Annotated in this window: 17 protein-coding genes; 9 read left to right on the top strand and 8 right to left on the bottom strand. The window is 58.4% G+C overall.

All coding sequences use genetic code 11. The annotated features are described in order from the left end of the window. The coding region (locus R6T97_RS02595) for an MATE family efflux transporter (protein ID WP_410347754.1) at positions 1-816 on the top strand (816 nt) is incomplete at its 5' end. On the opposite strand, the gene R6T97_RS02590 is transcribed toward R6T97_RS02595, so the two are convergent. The 5 genes from R6T97_RS02590 to lgt form a co-directional block, all read right to left on the bottom strand. Then, a complete protein-coding gene (locus R6T97_RS02590; protein ID WP_410347753.1) occupies positions 799-1,590 on the bottom strand; it encodes a Hint domain-containing protein in 792 nt (263 codons plus the stop codon). The genes R6T97_RS02595 and R6T97_RS02590 overlap by 18 nt on opposite strands. Positions 1,591-1,808: 218 nt before the next feature. Further along, positions 1,809-1,970 carry a hypothetical protein gene (locus R6T97_RS02585; protein WP_410347752.1) on the bottom strand — a complete coding sequence of 54 codons (162 nt, stop codon included), beginning with the start codon at positions 1,968-1,970 and terminating at the stop codon, positions 1,809-1,811. Positions 1,971-2,192: 222 nt separating this feature from the next. Beyond that, positions 2,193-2,963: a peptidoglycan editing factor PgeF gene (gene pgeF / locus R6T97_RS02580; RefSeq protein ID WP_410347751.1), complete on the bottom strand. Its 771-nt coding sequence runs from the start codon at positions 2,961-2,963 to the stop codon at positions 2,193-2,195. Then, positions 2,960-4,018: a class I SAM-dependent methyltransferase gene (locus R6T97_RS02575; protein ID WP_410347750.1), complete on the bottom strand. Its 1,059-nt coding sequence runs from the start codon at positions 4,016-4,018 to the stop codon at positions 2,960-2,962. The genes pgeF and R6T97_RS02575 overlap by 4 nt, the downstream gene beginning before the upstream one ends. Continuing rightward, positions 4,015-4,893, bottom strand: coding sequence for a prolipoprotein diacylglyceryl transferase (lgt, locus tag R6T97_RS02570; RefSeq protein WP_410347749.1), 879 nt, complete (start codon positions 4,891-4,893; stop codon positions 4,015-4,017). Before lgt ends, R6T97_RS02575 begins: the two co-directional genes overlap by 4 nt. Before the next feature lie 104 nt (positions 4,894-4,997). On the opposite strand from lgt, the gene R6T97_RS02565 reads away from it, so the two are divergent. After that, the gene (locus tag R6T97_RS02565) at positions 4,998-5,240 is read left to right on the top strand and encodes an accessory factor UbiK family protein (protein ID WP_410347748.1); all 243 of its coding nucleotides are present in this window, start codon (positions 4,998-5,000) and stop codon (positions 5,238-5,240) included. Positions 5,241-5,294: 54 nt separating this feature from the next. On the opposite strand, the gene R6T97_RS02560 is transcribed toward R6T97_RS02565, so the two are convergent. Then, complete coding sequence (locus tag R6T97_RS02560; protein ID WP_410347747.1) at positions 5,295-6,326, bottom strand: M42 family metallopeptidase; 1,032 nt, start codon at positions 6,324-6,326, stop codon at positions 5,295-5,297. Positions 6,327-6,559: 233 nt separating this feature from the next. Between R6T97_RS02560 and R6T97_RS02555 the strand changes: the two genes are divergently transcribed. The 4 genes from R6T97_RS02555 (at position 6,560) to R6T97_RS02540 (ending at position 9,326) form a co-directional block, all read left to right on the top strand. Continuing rightward, positions 6,560-7,063: a YbjN domain-containing protein gene (locus R6T97_RS02555; RefSeq protein WP_410347755.1), complete on the top strand. Its 504-nt coding sequence runs from the start codon at positions 6,560-6,562 to the stop codon at positions 7,061-7,063. A 172-nt stretch (positions 7,064-7,235) separates the two neighbouring features. Further along, a complete protein-coding gene (gene proC / locus R6T97_RS02550) occupies positions 7,236-8,051 on the top strand; it encodes a pyrroline-5-carboxylate reductase (RefSeq protein WP_410347746.1) in 816 nt (271 codons plus the stop codon). Then, a complete protein-coding gene (locus R6T97_RS02545; protein WP_410347745.1) occupies positions 8,044-8,382 on the top strand; it encodes a tRNA-binding protein in 339 nt (112 codons plus the stop codon). The genes proC and R6T97_RS02545 overlap by 8 nt, the downstream gene beginning before the upstream one ends. Further along, positions 8,379-9,326, top strand: a complete 948-nt coding sequence (locus R6T97_RS02540) for a 2-hydroxyacid dehydrogenase (protein ID WP_410347744.1) — start codon at positions 8,379-8,381, stop codon at positions 9,324-9,326. Before R6T97_RS02545 ends, R6T97_RS02540 begins: the two co-directional genes overlap by 4 nt. A 30-nt stretch (positions 9,327-9,356) precedes the next feature. Here the strand turns inward: R6T97_RS02540 and R6T97_RS02535 are convergent, their stop codons facing one another. Continuing rightward, complete coding sequence (locus R6T97_RS02535) at positions 9,357-9,758, bottom strand: hypothetical protein (RefSeq protein ID WP_410347743.1); 402 nt, start codon at positions 9,756-9,758, stop codon at positions 9,357-9,359. Continuing rightward, positions 9,755-10,957, bottom strand: a complete 1,203-nt coding sequence (locus R6T97_RS02530) for a pyridoxal phosphate-dependent aminotransferase (protein WP_410347742.1) — start codon at positions 10,955-10,957, stop codon at positions 9,755-9,757. Before R6T97_RS02530 ends, R6T97_RS02535 begins: the two co-directional genes overlap by 4 nt. 82 nt (positions 10,958-11,039) lie before the next feature. On the opposite strand from R6T97_RS02530, the gene R6T97_RS02525 reads away from it, so the two are divergent. From R6T97_RS02525 to R6T97_RS02515, 3 genes are all read left to right on the top strand, one after another. Beyond that, positions 11,040-11,426 (top strand): multiprotein-bridging factor 1 family protein, encoded by a 387-nt coding sequence (locus R6T97_RS02525; RefSeq protein ID WP_410347741.1) that lies wholly within the window; start codon positions 11,040-11,042, stop codon positions 11,424-11,426. A 1-nt stretch (position 11,427) separates the two neighbouring features. Beyond that, positions 11,428-11,700 carry a succinate dehydrogenase assembly factor 2 gene (locus tag R6T97_RS02520; RefSeq protein WP_410347740.1) on the top strand — a complete coding sequence of 91 codons (273 nt, stop codon included), beginning with the start codon at positions 11,428-11,430 and terminating at the stop codon, positions 11,698-11,700. Between the two features lie 82 nt (positions 11,701-11,782). After that, complete coding sequence (locus R6T97_RS02515; protein ID WP_410347739.1) at positions 11,783-12,304, top strand: MarR family winged helix-turn-helix transcriptional regulator; 522 nt, start codon at positions 11,783-11,785, stop codon at positions 12,302-12,304. Positions 12,305-12,831 lie beyond the last annotated feature (527 nt).

Below are 12,831 nucleotides of genomic sequence, written 5' to 3'. Positions count from 1 at the left end.
ATGCCCGCGTTGGGCATCCAGGGTGCCGCGATTGCGTCGCTGACCGTCAATCTGATCACGGTGCTGATTTTGGTCGTCTATATTGGCCGGGTTCTACCGCAGTTCGAACTGTTCAAGAATTTCTGGCGCAGCGATAGCGAAATCCTCAAGCGGGTGTTTGCCCTTGGTTGGCCCATCGGCCTGACGTCACTGGCCGAAGGCGGGCTGTTCAGCGCATCGGCTGTGATGATGGGTTGGATCGGTGCGATTGAGCTGGCGGCGCATGGTATCGCGATCCAGTTGGCAAGCCTGACCTTCATGGTGCACATCGGTTTCAGTCAGGCCGCAACCGTGCGGGCAGGGCGCGCACTGGGACGGCGCGACGAACTGTCATTGCGGCGTGGCGGGATCACGGCGATCGGAATGTCGGCGGTTTACGCGGTGATCACGTCGTTGATCTTCCTGATATTTCCTGAAACGCTTGTGTCGCTTTTCATCGACCCGAACGAACCTGAACGTGCCAATTTGCTGCGGATCGGGGCAAGCCTGATCATGATTGCGGCCCTGTTCCAGCTTGTCGATGGATTGCAGGTGCTTGCGCTGGGCCTGTTGCGTGGTGTGCAGGATACGACCGTACCCATGGTGATGGCGACGATCAGCTATTGGGTGATCGGGCTGCCAGCCAGTTATCTGCTGGCATTTACCTTCGGCTTTGGTGCCCTTGGTCTTTGGCTTGGCCTTGTGATCGGCCTTGCCGTTGCGGCGGTGCTGCTGTTGTGGAGGTTCTGGGGGCGATCCGTGAAGATCACCCCGCAGGTCCTAGCCCAGCAACTCTAGGTCGCGCATCCGCAGGCGTGGATAATTCATCATGCCGAAGTCTTCGAACCCGCGCTTGTGCGGGAAGAGCGAGAGATATTCACGCAAGGCGTCCCCGCGCAGCCCGAGGTTGAAGGCGGAACCGGGATGGAGCGTTTCAACCTCGAGCCCGTTCACCAAAAGGCAGCGCTGGCCGGCAAAACCGAACTGGAACACGCTGACCGGCGTGGATGGTTTCAGGCTTAGGACATTGTTGTCGTCTACAAAGTCGGAAGCAGGCATGAAGGCGGCGTCCGTGCCCGCCACCTTGCGGATGCCGTTGGCGCGGTGCAGCAGGCGCGCTGCCGGGCCAAGAACCAGATCTTGCGATGGCCGGGTGAACCCAAGCGCGTCACCGGTGATGCGGGTCATCATCGGTTGCTTGGCGTTGGCCGCGTTCGAAGAGGGGCCCAGCGTAATCCGGCCACGCCATTGCAGCGTTTCATAGCTGCCATCGGCAAGGCGGACCTTGTCACCGGGCATCACGTCTTCGACGGAGATATAGCCGTTCTGGGTCTGCACGATAGCATTGTGACCAAGCGCTGCGAAGGCTTCTTCAAATGCGGGGTGCGCGCGGGCAATCGTGTTGAATTCATTGAAACAGCCGTGCGCGTCAAGGTACATGACCTCGTATCTGCGCTGGGCGACATCACTGACTTGTGTTTTGGCATGTTGCCGCTGGGCAGGCGTCTGCCTGATCTGCTGGCTGAAAATGTCAATCGGTTGGGCGGAAGCGGTTGAAAGGGACTGGTCCATACGAGAGCCTTCTTGGGTCTGACGTCACCTGCTGTCCCACCAACAACAACTGAGCAATCGTTACAATTCATTCGGATTGCACGGCAGAGCCGTGCAAATTGGTGCGCCCAAAGACCGACCCAACACACGGATCAGCGTTGATAAAATGGAAACACCAGCATCAATAAGAGTGATCCCGTCCACCGCAAGCGGCGTTACAGGAATACGCGGGTGGCCGATCAGGCGCTGCGCGAGATCACTCTGCGAAGTTGCAAGGTCGTATCGGCTTTGGCTTCACGACGTTCGATCATCGCCTTACGAATGTTGCCCCGTGCCCAGGGCATTGGTGTGTCGTAAGCTGCAACAGCTGCTTCAAGGGATTTCTGCCAGCGGCTTTTCATGGTGATACCTCTTTGTGAAGTGCAACCGTTGTGAGTTGCGATTGACCATAGATTGCTGGATCAAACGGGCGATATTTTGACCATTGCAAAAAAACACTGCGCGAATTTCGTTAACTCTGGAAAACGCCAGTAGTACGCTGAAATAAAACATAAAAAATTGAATTAAGGCACGTGGGGAAATGGCAAAGTTTAACAAAAATAGGCAACTCTTGCCTCATTTTGTTAAACGGCAGTGGCTCCGAGCCTGATTGCCGCGATCAGTCTGCCATAATCGGCCTGCTTTTCGTGTACGGACCGGCGGTAACTGTAGAATCGCTTTGGATCCGCATAGGTGCAGTGGTGCGTCCATGCTGCTGCCCCGACCCCGCTTTGCTTGAGCTGGAACAGGCCGAAACCGGGTAAATCAAAATGGAACCGGTCCGCTTTGCCTTGGAGGAAAAAGCGATCAAAGCGGGGGTCCGCGTTGATGAAGGCATCACGGAATTCGGGGCCAACCTCATAATTAGGCTGGCTGATGGACGGTCCGATCACTGCGGTGATGTTGCCTCTGGTCGCGCCCAAAGCTTCCATTTGCGCAACCGTCGCTTCAAGCACACCGTTCAGCGCACCTTTCCACCCTGCATGGGCGGCCCCGATGACGCGCGCCTTGGTATCTGCGAAAAGCACAGGCTGGCAGTCCGCCGTGAGGATCGAAAGTGCGATTCCGTCGGTTGCCGTCACCAATGCATCCGCCCGAGGCGAAGGGGTGACCGGCTCGGTCATGTTGACGGCTTCTGCGGAATGGACCTGATGCACGCCCACAAGATGATCGGTACCTACACCGAGGATACCGGCCACGCGTGATCTGTTGATCGTCACGATATCTTTCTGGTCAGAGCTGCCGTAGCCGCAGTTCAATCCCGAAAATACACCCGAAGACGCACCACCACGGCGGGTGAAGAACCCATGCGGGACGCCTTCCAAAAGCGGGTTGGTGATAATGTCGAGTGTCATGGCTCCAATCCCGGCGGGGGTGTGGCTGTCGATGGATAGATGCTGATCACTTTAAAGAGTTCACCCATTTCCGCCGGATGGGTCAAGCGCCGATGTGCGGCAATATGGGAAGTGCGTGCATCGCCGGTCAGTTTGCGTGCCAAGGCCTGTGCGCGCTGCGTGATCCCGAGCCGTTCGAGAAACACACCCTGCGTTGTCAGACGGCTGAATTTGGCAGGGTTTGCGTTTGCTGCGATAGCAGCGAAATCGACATGGGCGGTCAGATCCGCTTCGCCGGGCGTGGCGAGGGGGTCGGCGTATTTTTGCGCTTTGAGCGCTTGCAATGTGTCCCCCAGCGAGTGCCAGTCGCCGTAGTCGATGATCAGGGCGCAACCGCCGAACTGTTGGATCTTGGTGCTAATTGTTGCAGTCACAAAGGGGAGTTGCGGACAAACCTCGACCAGATTTCCGTCCTGCGTGTCTGCAAGGCGATCTTCAAGAAGCGCGACGGGGGCCGCATCGGAAAGCCCGAAGCCGAGCGCACCATCACTGACGCTTACCATCTTTTCGCGCCAACCGTCGCCGTCGCGCACGAACTGGCGGATGGGCAGGGCGTCGAAGAATTCATTGGCGATCAGTAAAAGCGGGGTATCGGGCAGGGTTGTGACGCTGTCATGCCATGTGGCCTGCGGGATACGTTCTGCTTGGGCGGCGCGCAAGGCGGGCGAGGTTTCCACCAGATGCACCGACAGGGCATCGTGAAAGCCCGGCACGCCCTGCGTGGCACGCAGCGCATCCGCCATCAGCGTTCCGCGGCCCGGCCCAAGCTCGGCCAGTGTGATCGGGGCGGGTCGCCCCTGATCGACCCATGCCTGCGCGAGTGACAGGCCAACCAGTTCGCCGAACATCTGGCTAATCTCGGGCGCTGTCGTGAAATCACCCGCGGCACCGAACGGGTCGCGCGTGGCGTAATAACCGTGCCGGGGATGCATCAGGCAATCCGCCATATAGTCGGCAAGGCTGATCGGGCCGGTCCGGGCGATCCGGGCGATCAGGAGATCACCCAAGGCGGTCATCTGCGCGCGGCCCTGATCACGACAATCAGACCGATCAGGATCATCGGCAGGGTGAGGGTCTGGCCCATGGTCAGCCCGTAGCCGCCCACGTGAAACGCAAGACCCAGCGGATTGCCCGCGCTGACGAATTGCGCGTCCGGCTGGCGAACGAATTCGACAAGGAAACGGGCAAGGCCGTAGCCCGTGAAAAAGATACCGGAAAGAAGCCAAGGTTTCTTGAGCGCTCCGAAGCGGAAGGCGAGCAGGATCAGTATTGTTCCCAGAAGCAGCCCTTCAAGACCCGCTTCATAGAGTTGCGATGGGTGGCGTACGCACGGTTCCAACGCCGTGGCGCAGGCTTGGGCGGCTTGGCCGGGAAAGATCACACCCCATGGCAGGTCCGTCGGCCGCCCCCATAGTTCGGCATTGATGAAATTGGCGATCCGAACCAGCAGGATCGCGGGGGTCGCGGATACGGCGATGATATCGGCCAGATCGGGGAGGGGGACCTTTTGCCTGCGGCTGAAGACATAGACGGCAATGACGACACCCAGAAACCCGCCGTGAAATGACAGCCCGCCTTCCCAGATTTTGAAAACGTCGAGCGGAGCAGCCAGAAATCCGGCGGGTTTGTAAAAGAACACATAGCCCAAACGCCCGCCGCCGATGACGCCAATCACGATATAGGTTAGCAGGTCTTCGAGTTGCGCCACCTTCATCGGCGGGCCGTTGCGCCAAAGGTCAGGGCGGTTCAAGGCCATTTTGATAATCTGCCACCCGATCGCGATGCCCACGATATAAGCCATCGCGTACCAGCGCAGCGCGATATTGGCCCCGAAGACAGTGAACGAGAAAATCTCGGGTGAGATATCGGGAAAGGGAATGGCTGCAAACATGCCGCTATTCCTTGTCCGGGGGTGCGGCAAAGTCAACCGCAACTGTCGGGTTGTGACGAAAGCCGCAAAGCCCCATATATGGCTTCAAGAGATCGGAGTGACCCATGCAAAGCAACAACAAGATTCTAGACGACCTCAGCCAGTTGATGACCAACGCCATGGGCGTCGCCCAAGGCGCCAAGGACGAGGCCAACACGGCGATGAAATCCATGATGGATCGCTGGCTCGCCGACCGCGACTTCGTCACCCGCGAAGAATTCGATGCCGTGCGCGCGATGGCGCAGAAAGCACGCGAAGAGAACGAAGCGCTCAGCGCACGGATCGCGGCACTGGAAGCCAAGAAGTAGGTCGGGACCTGACCCGACCCCATTCAAGGTGAGTGGCGGGGGAGCCCCCCGCCCCTAAAACTCTCCCAAATAAGCCACCAGAATATCCAGTGCCGCCTGCAGGTCGTCTTTTTCGATCATTTCGGTCACGGTGTGGATATAGCGTGTTCCCACAACAATCCCCACCGCCCGCGCGCCTGCCGCTGCCTGTTGTGCTGCGGCCCCGTCTTGCCCGCCGGCCCCGAGCATCGTGCGCTGATAGGGGATTTTTTTCCTGATCGCGAGAGCCTCGATTTCGCTGACCAGTTTCTTGTCGGCAATGAAAGAGCTGTCGCGCACGTGCAGCCCGAAGCCTTTGCCCTGGATCGTGGTTGCGTCCTTGTCGGGGATGCCGGGCGTGTCGCAGGACAGGGTCACGTCGATGCCCAAGCCGATGTCGGGTTTGATTGCATAGGCTGAGGTGCGCGCACCGCGCAGCCCCACTTCTTCCTGCGTGGTGAAGGCCACGTGAATTTCGGCACCACGCCCTTTTTTGCCCAAGGCCCTGATCGCCTCGATCCCCAGCCAGCAGGCGATGCGATTATCAAGCGCCTTGGACACGAACTTGTCACCCATCTCGAGGAAGGGTTCGTCCATCACCACGTAATCGCCGACCTTGACGATATCCTTTGCCGCCTTGCCAAGGCCGAGGTCGATGAAGAATTCGCCCACTTCGGGGATTTTCTTGCGATCTTCGGGGGAAGAAATGTGGACCGGTTTGCCCCCGGGGTTCATTACGCCTTTGAAATCACCTTCATCCGTGCAGACCAACACGCGGCGGGAAAACAGGTTGCGCGGGTCGAACCCGCCGACGGGCAGGACATAGAGAAAGCCGTTCTTGTCGATATGGCTGACCAGAAAGCCGATCTCGTCCATATGGCAAAGCAGCATGATCTTGGGCGCGCCCTTGTTCTCGGCATTGCGACGGCAGAGCAGGGTGCCCATCGGGTCGGTTTCGACCGAATCAAAAAGGCCCGAGACTTCAGCTTTGATCAATTCGCGCACACGGTCCTCGTGGCCGGGTACGCCGGGCATTTCGCACAGTCGTTTCAGAAGATCAGTGTTCATGGGTGGTTGCTCCTTTGTTGTGCACAGATTGGGCCGATGCGCCGAGGAAGGCAATTATCCACATGAATTTTCTGCGACATGCGCTTTATCCCCGAGAAATTGCTTTACAGGTGTGGCTTGGTTGGGCCACGATATGTAGTAGGGGCCAAACGTGAACAACACTGCCCCTAGAGCAGGCACCTAGCGCTTGGGCACTGCCATGACCCATGCGCCAACGCAGTGAGGCCGAGCATATGGCACTGTCCGAGCATTACCTTGAGGCTGACGATCTTCATCCCATCGATCTGGTGGAACACATCGCGGAACACCATGCGTGGGAATTCGACCGCATCCACGACGACCAGATCGCAATGGCCGTTGAAGGCCAGTGGCGTACCTACTCCATAACACTGGCGTGGTCGGCCTATGACGAAACTTTGCGCCTGATTTGCAGCTTCGAGATGGAGCCGCCCGAAGACCGCAAGCCCGCCCTTTACGAGACGCTGAACGTGATCAATGACCGCTGCTGGGCGGGTGCGTTCACGTGGTGGGACGAGCAGCAACTGATGGTCTATCGCTACGGGTTGATGCTGACGGGCGATCAGGTCGCAGGGCCGGACCAGATCGACACGATGATCGGTGCCGCCGTCGCCGCCTGCGAGCAGTATTATCCGGCAATCCAACTGGTCACATGGGCCGACCGGACAGCGAAAGAGGCCGTACAGGTCGCAATCGGTGGGGCCTACGGGCGGGCCTGAGACCTTTTTGATTTAACGCAGGTGGCGCGCAGTGATAGATTGCTGCGCGCCACTGCGTTTGTTCACCTGTTCCGGTGGCCGTGCTTCATCTGTCGTCATTGGTGAAAACGGACCTTCCAACGGGCCCATCCTTTGGCTAACCTGTTGAAAGTCAAATAAGAGGTGGCGTGCGATGAATATGACCGATGTTGCAGAGCGTGGGCTTGTCTTGCTGGGATGTGGCAAGATGGGATCTGCGATGTTGGAAGGGTGGTTGCGCACCGGCCTGCCGCCCTTGTCGGTATCCGTGATTGATCCCGATCCATCCGACTGGCTGAAAGAACAAGGTGTCCAGATCGGTGGGAAGCTACCCAAGAACCCTGCCGTCGCGATTATCGCGGTCAAGCCGCAGATGATGGGGGCGGCACTGCCGGATGTGAAGGCGCTGGGCAACGGTGAAACACTTGTGATCTCGATCGCTGCCGGTACCCCGATCAGCACATTCGAGAGTGTTCTGGGCGAGGACACCCCTATCGTGCGGGCCATGCCGAATACGCCAGCCGCGATTGGCCGCGGCATCACGGCGATTGTGGGCAACGATAAGGTCGCCGCTGACCAGATGGATCTGGCAGAGGCATTGCTGTTGTCTGTCGGTGATGTGGTTCGTCTGGATGATGAGGACCAGATGGATGTGGTGACGGCCGTTTCGGGCTCTGGTCCTGCTTATGTCTTTCACCTGATTGAAACGCTGGCAGCGGCGGGCGTGGCCGAAGGTCTGCCTGCCGATCTTGCCATGCATCTGGCGAAAGCGACCGTGGCTGGTGCCGGTGATCTGGCAGAACACGATGATGTGAACCCGGCACAGTTACGGGCCAACGTGACGTCCCCCAACGGGACGACCGAAGCGGCCCTGAAGGTCCTGATGGATTTCGAGACGGGGTTCCCGCCGTTGCTGCGGCGTGCTGTCGCCGCTGCTGCGCAACGGTCGCGCGAGTTGGCCAATGGGTGAGATCAGTTTTGATGACTTCCTGAAGGTCGATGTGCGCGTCGGCACTGTTCTTCGGGCGGAGCCCTATCCCGAGGCACGCAAGCCCGCGATCAAGCTCTGGATCGATTTCGGCGATGAGATCGGCGAGAAAAAGACATCGGCCCAGATCACTGTGCATTACCGGCCCGAGGCTCTTATGGGCCGTCAGGTGATGGCCGTCGTCAATTTCCCGCCTCGCCAGATCGGGAAATTCATGTCAGAGGTTCTGGTTCTCGGTATGCCTGACGAGAATGGAGAGGTCGTTCTGGTCGGCCCCGATCAAAAAGTGCCTGATGGAGGGCGTTTGCATTGAAGAAACTTCTGATCACCCGTGTTCTTCCCGAAGCCAATCTGGAGGCTGCGCGCGCGCGCTTTGACGTGACCGTCCGCGAGAGTGCCGATGGCCTGACCGTGGCCGAAGCGGCGCAGGCATTGGCCGACTATGATGCCATCCTGCCCACTTTGGGCGATCAGTTCAGCGCAGAGGCGTTTATCGGGGATCTGCGCTGCGGTGTGCTGGCCAATTTCGGGGTGGGCTATAACCATATCGATGTGGCGGCGGCTGGCATGGCGGGCGTGTCGGTCTCGAATACACCTGACGTTGTGACCGACGCGACAGCCGATATCGGCCTGACCCTGATTCTGTCGGCTTGTCGCCGTGCCGGCGAGGGTGAACGTATGGTCCGTGCCGACGCATGGACAGGCTGGAGCCCCACCCAGATGTTGGGCACGCATGTCACGGGCAAGACTGTCGGCATCGTCGGCATGGGCCGGATCGGTCAGGCTGTCGCGCGTCGCTGTCATTTCGGTTTCGAGATGCCGGTCCTGTATTTCAACCGGTCGCGCAAATCCGTTGATTTTCCTGCCCGTCAGGTCGAAACCTTGCACGACCTGATGCGCGAGGCCGATATCATCGTTGTCACCGTACCCGGAGGTGGTGGCAATGCGCATTTGATTGATGCTGCTGCTTTGGCCGCGATGAAACCCACGGGGATTTTCGTCAATATCGCCCGCGGTGATGTGGTGGATGAAGCAGCGTTGATCGCGGCTTTGCAAACCGGCCAGATTGCTGGGGCGGGCTTGGATGTGTTTGAACATGAACCCCATGTACCGGATGCCTTTCGCGCGCTGGAGAACGTGGTGCTTTTGCCCCATCTGGGCACTGCCGCGTTGGAAATCCGCGAGGCGATGGGCCAGATGGCCTTGGACAATATCATCGCTTGGGAAGAGGGCCGCCCGCTGCCGCAAGCGGTCTGAACGGGCGGTATCTGCGGGGTGTCATGCGGTTTATTTCGCCTTTGAAAGCCTGTCGGTTTTCTTGCGCACGAGCACGCTGCGCAAGTCATGCATCGCCATAAGCAGATCGTCGGTAATCTGCGCGAGCTGGTCATCGCTGGCTTTGGCCTGCGCCCAGTGTGCGGTCAGGTTCAGGTGGTCGATGGCGCGGTGGATATCATCCATGTTGCGCGCGGCCAGCAGTGCCAGACGTGCCTGCATCCAGTCGCCAATCACGGCCTCTTCTGTTGGGCTGAGCGTGGTGTCGCCATGCACCTTGTAGTCACCCCGATTGGTGTTCACGACGGCGATCTGATCCATTTCGATGCGCCGCTCTCGGTTCTCGGCGTTGACCCGAAAGACCGTGGCACCGTTTTCGCGGATGCGGAAGTACAGCTCGGGCAGCTCTGTCATTTCAGCTCTTCGCAAAAGGTGATGATCCGCTGGCAGGCCTCTTTCAAGGCGTCATCGGATGTCGCATAGCTGACGCGGAAATTGGGGCTGAGGCCGAAGGCCGCGCCAAAGACCACCGCGACACCGGTTTCTTCCAACAAGGCAGTCGCGAAGGTTTCATCGTTGTCGATCAGCGTGCCAGCGGCTGTCGTCTTGCCGATGCAACCCGCGATGGACGGGTAGACATAGAAAGCCCCTTCCGGCTGCGGGCAGACAATACCCGGAGCTTTGTTCAGCATGGAAACGACCAGATCACGGCGCCGTTCGAACACCGTGTTGTTGGTCGCAAGAAACTCTTGTGTGCCGTTCAGCGCCTCGACTGCGGCATATTGGCTGACAGAGCAGGGGTTGGAGGTCGATTGCGACTGCACCTTGCGCATCGCCTTGATCAGCAGTTCCGGTCCCGCAGCATAGCCGATGCGCCACCCCGTCATGGCATAGGCTTTGGACACGCCGTTCGCGGTCAGGGTGCGGTCGTAAAGTTGCGGTTCCACCTGCGCAGGCGTGCAGAACTTGAAATCCCCATAAGCGAGGTGTTCGTACATGTCGTCGGTCATGATCCAGACGTGCGGGTGGCGCAGCAGGACGTCTGTCAGGGCCTTGAGTTCGGACCAGCTATAACCGGCACCAGTGGGGTTCGAGGGCGAGTTGAAAAGGAACCACTTGGTGTTTGGCGTGATTGCCGCCTCCAGTTGGGCGGCGGTGATTTTGAAATTCGCGTCCAGCGTAGCTTCGACCGGTACCGGCGTGCCGCCAGCCAAAAGCACCATATCGGGATAGCTGACCCAGTAGGGGGCAGGAATGATGACCTCGTCATCTGGGTTCAGGGTCGCCATGAACGCGTTGTAAAGAACCTGCTTGCCGCCGGTGCCTACCGTAACTTGGGCAGGGACGTAGGCCAGATCATTGTCGCGCTTGAATTTTGCGCAGATCGCTTCTTTCAATTCGGGGATGCCGTCAACGGCGGTATATTTGGTCTTGCCCGCGCCAATGGCCGCTATGGCGGCGTCCTTGATGTTCTGGGGGGTATCAAAATCGGGTTCACCGGCACCAAGGCCGATGACATCGCGGCCCGCAGCCTTGAGTTCGGCGGCTTTGGTTGTCACCGCGATGGTAGGGGACGGTTTGACGCGGTCGAGTGTCGCAGAAAGAAAGGTCATTTGATGATCCAATGGTAAACAGGCTCTGTCTGTGACATAGGATGCATGGGCCTTGGATGGCAAGAGATTGAAGGGCGGCACGATGACGGATGAACAAGAATGGTATGGCGCGGACACGGCGACTTTCGGTGACCGCTTGGCAGGCGCACGCGAAGCGACAGGCCTTGATCAGAAGGGGCTGGCTGCAAAACTGGGCGTGAAGGCAAGCGTCATTCAGGCGTGGGAAAACGACCTCAAGGAACCGCGTGCGAACCGGCTCCAGATGGTATCGGGTGTGCTTGGTGTGTCGATGAGCTGGCTACTGACGGGCGAGGGCACTGGCCCTGACGGTCCGGACGAGAGCAGCCCGATGACCAGTGATCTGGTTGACCTGCTTGCAGAGTTGCGCGCGTTGCGCGGTCAGATTGCGCAATCCGGTGAAAAGCTGGGACGGCTGGAAAAACAACTGCGCAAGGCATTGAAGGACTGACATGACGGAAACCCGTGAAACGATGATCAAACGGCTGCGAATGCGGTCGATGCGGCGCGGCATCAAGGAAATGGACCTGATCCTGCAGGCCTTTGCCGATGAAAGTCTTGCCGGGTTTTCGGATGAAGCACTGGTGCTTTATGATCAGCTTCTGTCGGAGAATGACCATGATATTTATGGTTGGATCGGCGGGCAGATTCCAACGCCGGAACCGTACTTGAACCTTGTGACGCAAATTGCACGCGATGCCGAAGGCGTGACGCGACCCGACTGATCGGGGCTGAATACATCGCTTAACTTATTATTGTTTGTTTCGTTTTATCCCAAGATGCGGACAGAAAAGGAGCAGCAGAATAATGAGCATATATTCGGACCTGAATCAGCCAGATACGCCCGCCATGCCGGACGCGCGCAGCGCGGCCTTTATGGATAGCTACCTTGACGCGCTCAATCTGGTGGAACGTCTTCACCGGTTGCTTCTTGACGTGATCAAGGACGAATTCGAGCGGGTGGGGCTGCTTGAAATCAACGCGGTGCAAGCTCTTTTGCTTTTCAACGTCGGGGACAATGAAGTGACCGCAGGCGAACTGAAATCCCGCGGCTACTATCAGGGCTCAAATGTGTCTTACAATCTCAAGAAACTTGTTGAATCCGGCTATATGCACCACCAACGCAGCGAAATTGACCGCAGATCAGTGCGCGTCCGCCTGACCGAAAAAGGGCGTGGCGTGCACATCTTGGTGACACGACTTTTCAGGACCCATTCCGAAGGCCTCATGGATCGTGGCGTTTTGGACCAGAAGGGTGTCGAAGACATCACTGTCGCGTTGCGACGCGTCGAGCGGTACTGGACCGAGCAAATTCGGTACATTTACTAGGTTATCAGTTCTGGCATTTGGTGGATTAGATTCAGGATGAATCGATCCGGGGATGCTGTCGGGATTTTACAGATGTATTCGTAAGACGTTGTTCGGCTGAGGGTCCTGAGCCTAGGGACGAAGTTGTAGGCTGCCATGAAATTGGCAAGATGTGGTCGTGGCTGTTGTGGTGGTGTCTATTTACCGTTGCCTCATTGTTCGTGCGGTTCATGCGCTCGACCTTGCCCTTTACCGGAAAAAACCCGCCGGACTGTTTTCAGGCCCTTCAAACGCCACGGATGGTTTGGCTTGGTAAGGCGGTGGTCGACCCATTTGCCTCGCAGATCATGTCGAACCGTATTTGCCGTGACGATGCTGTGTTCCGGTTGCGGGGCTGTTCGGCGCACCGGATGCCTTCATTTATTGCCAGGCAGTCTTTTGCTTGCCGACCATGAGAGGCGGTCAGGATCATGTGGATGCGACAGGGGCTGGGCACCGAAGAGGATATTCTGGATATCGATCAGGTGGCCACGCGGTCATCACGTGGT

Origin of the sequence: Yoonia sp., from assembly GCF_046498525.1 — a bacterium.
Lineage (GTDB): Bacteria > Pseudomonadota > Alphaproteobacteria > Rhodobacterales > Rhodobacteraceae > Yoonia.
The sequence above is the reverse complement of the archived record's forward strand: the minus strand, read 5'-3'. Positions and strand labels throughout refer to the sequence as shown.

Bases quoted from the DNA above. Each gene is read 5' to 3' on its own strand.
- R6T97_RS02590 (WP_410347753.1), bottom strand. From the start codon at position 1,590: ATGGACCAGTCCCTTTCAACCGCTTCCGCCCAACCGATTGACATTTTC.
- R6T97_RS02585 (WP_410347752.1), bottom strand. From the start codon at position 1,970: ATGAAAAGCCGCTGGCAGAAATCCCTTGAAGCAGCTGTTGCAGCTTAC.
- pgeF (WP_410347751.1), bottom strand. From the start codon at position 2,963: ATGACACTCGACATTATCACCAACCCGCTTTTGGAAGGCGTCCCGCAT.
- R6T97_RS02575 (WP_410347750.1), bottom strand. From the start codon at position 4,018: ATGACCGCCTTGGGTGATCTCCTGATCGCCCGGATCGCCCGGACCGGC.
- lgt (WP_410347749.1), bottom strand. From the start codon at position 4,893: ATGTTTGCAGCCATTCCCTTTCCCGATATCTCACCCGAGATTTTCTCG.
- R6T97_RS02565 (WP_410347748.1), top strand. From the start codon at position 4,998: ATGCAAAGCAACAACAAGATTCTAGACGACCTCAGCCAGTTGATGACC.
- R6T97_RS02560 (WP_410347747.1), bottom strand. From the start codon at position 6,326: ATGAACACTGATCTTCTGAAACGACTGTGCGAAATGCCCGGCGTACCC.
- R6T97_RS02555 (WP_410347755.1), top strand. From the start codon at position 6,560: ATGGCACTGTCCGAGCATTACCTTGAGGCTGACGATCTTCATCCCATC.
- proC (WP_410347746.1), top strand. From the start codon at position 7,236: ATGAATATGACCGATGTTGCAGAGCGTGGGCTTGTCTTGCTGGGATGT.
- R6T97_RS02545 (WP_410347745.1), top strand. From the start codon at position 8,044: ATGGGTGAGATCAGTTTTGATGACTTCCTGAAGGTCGATGTGCGCGTC.
- R6T97_RS02535 (WP_410347743.1), bottom strand. From the start codon at position 9,758: ATGACAGAGCTGCCCGAGCTGTACTTCCGCATCCGCGAAAACGGTGCC.
- R6T97_RS02530 (WP_410347742.1), bottom strand. From the start codon at position 10,957: ATGACCTTTCTTTCTGCGACACTCGACCGCGTCAAACCGTCCCCTACC.
- R6T97_RS02525 (WP_410347741.1), top strand. From the start codon at position 11,040: ATGACGGATGAACAAGAATGGTATGGCGCGGACACGGCGACTTTCGGT.
- R6T97_RS02520 (WP_410347740.1), top strand. From the start codon at position 11,428: ATGACGGAAACCCGTGAAACGATGATCAAACGGCTGCGAATGCGGTCG.
- R6T97_RS02515 (WP_410347739.1), top strand. From the start codon at position 11,783: ATGAGCATATATTCGGACCTGAATCAGCCAGATACGCCCGCCATGCCG.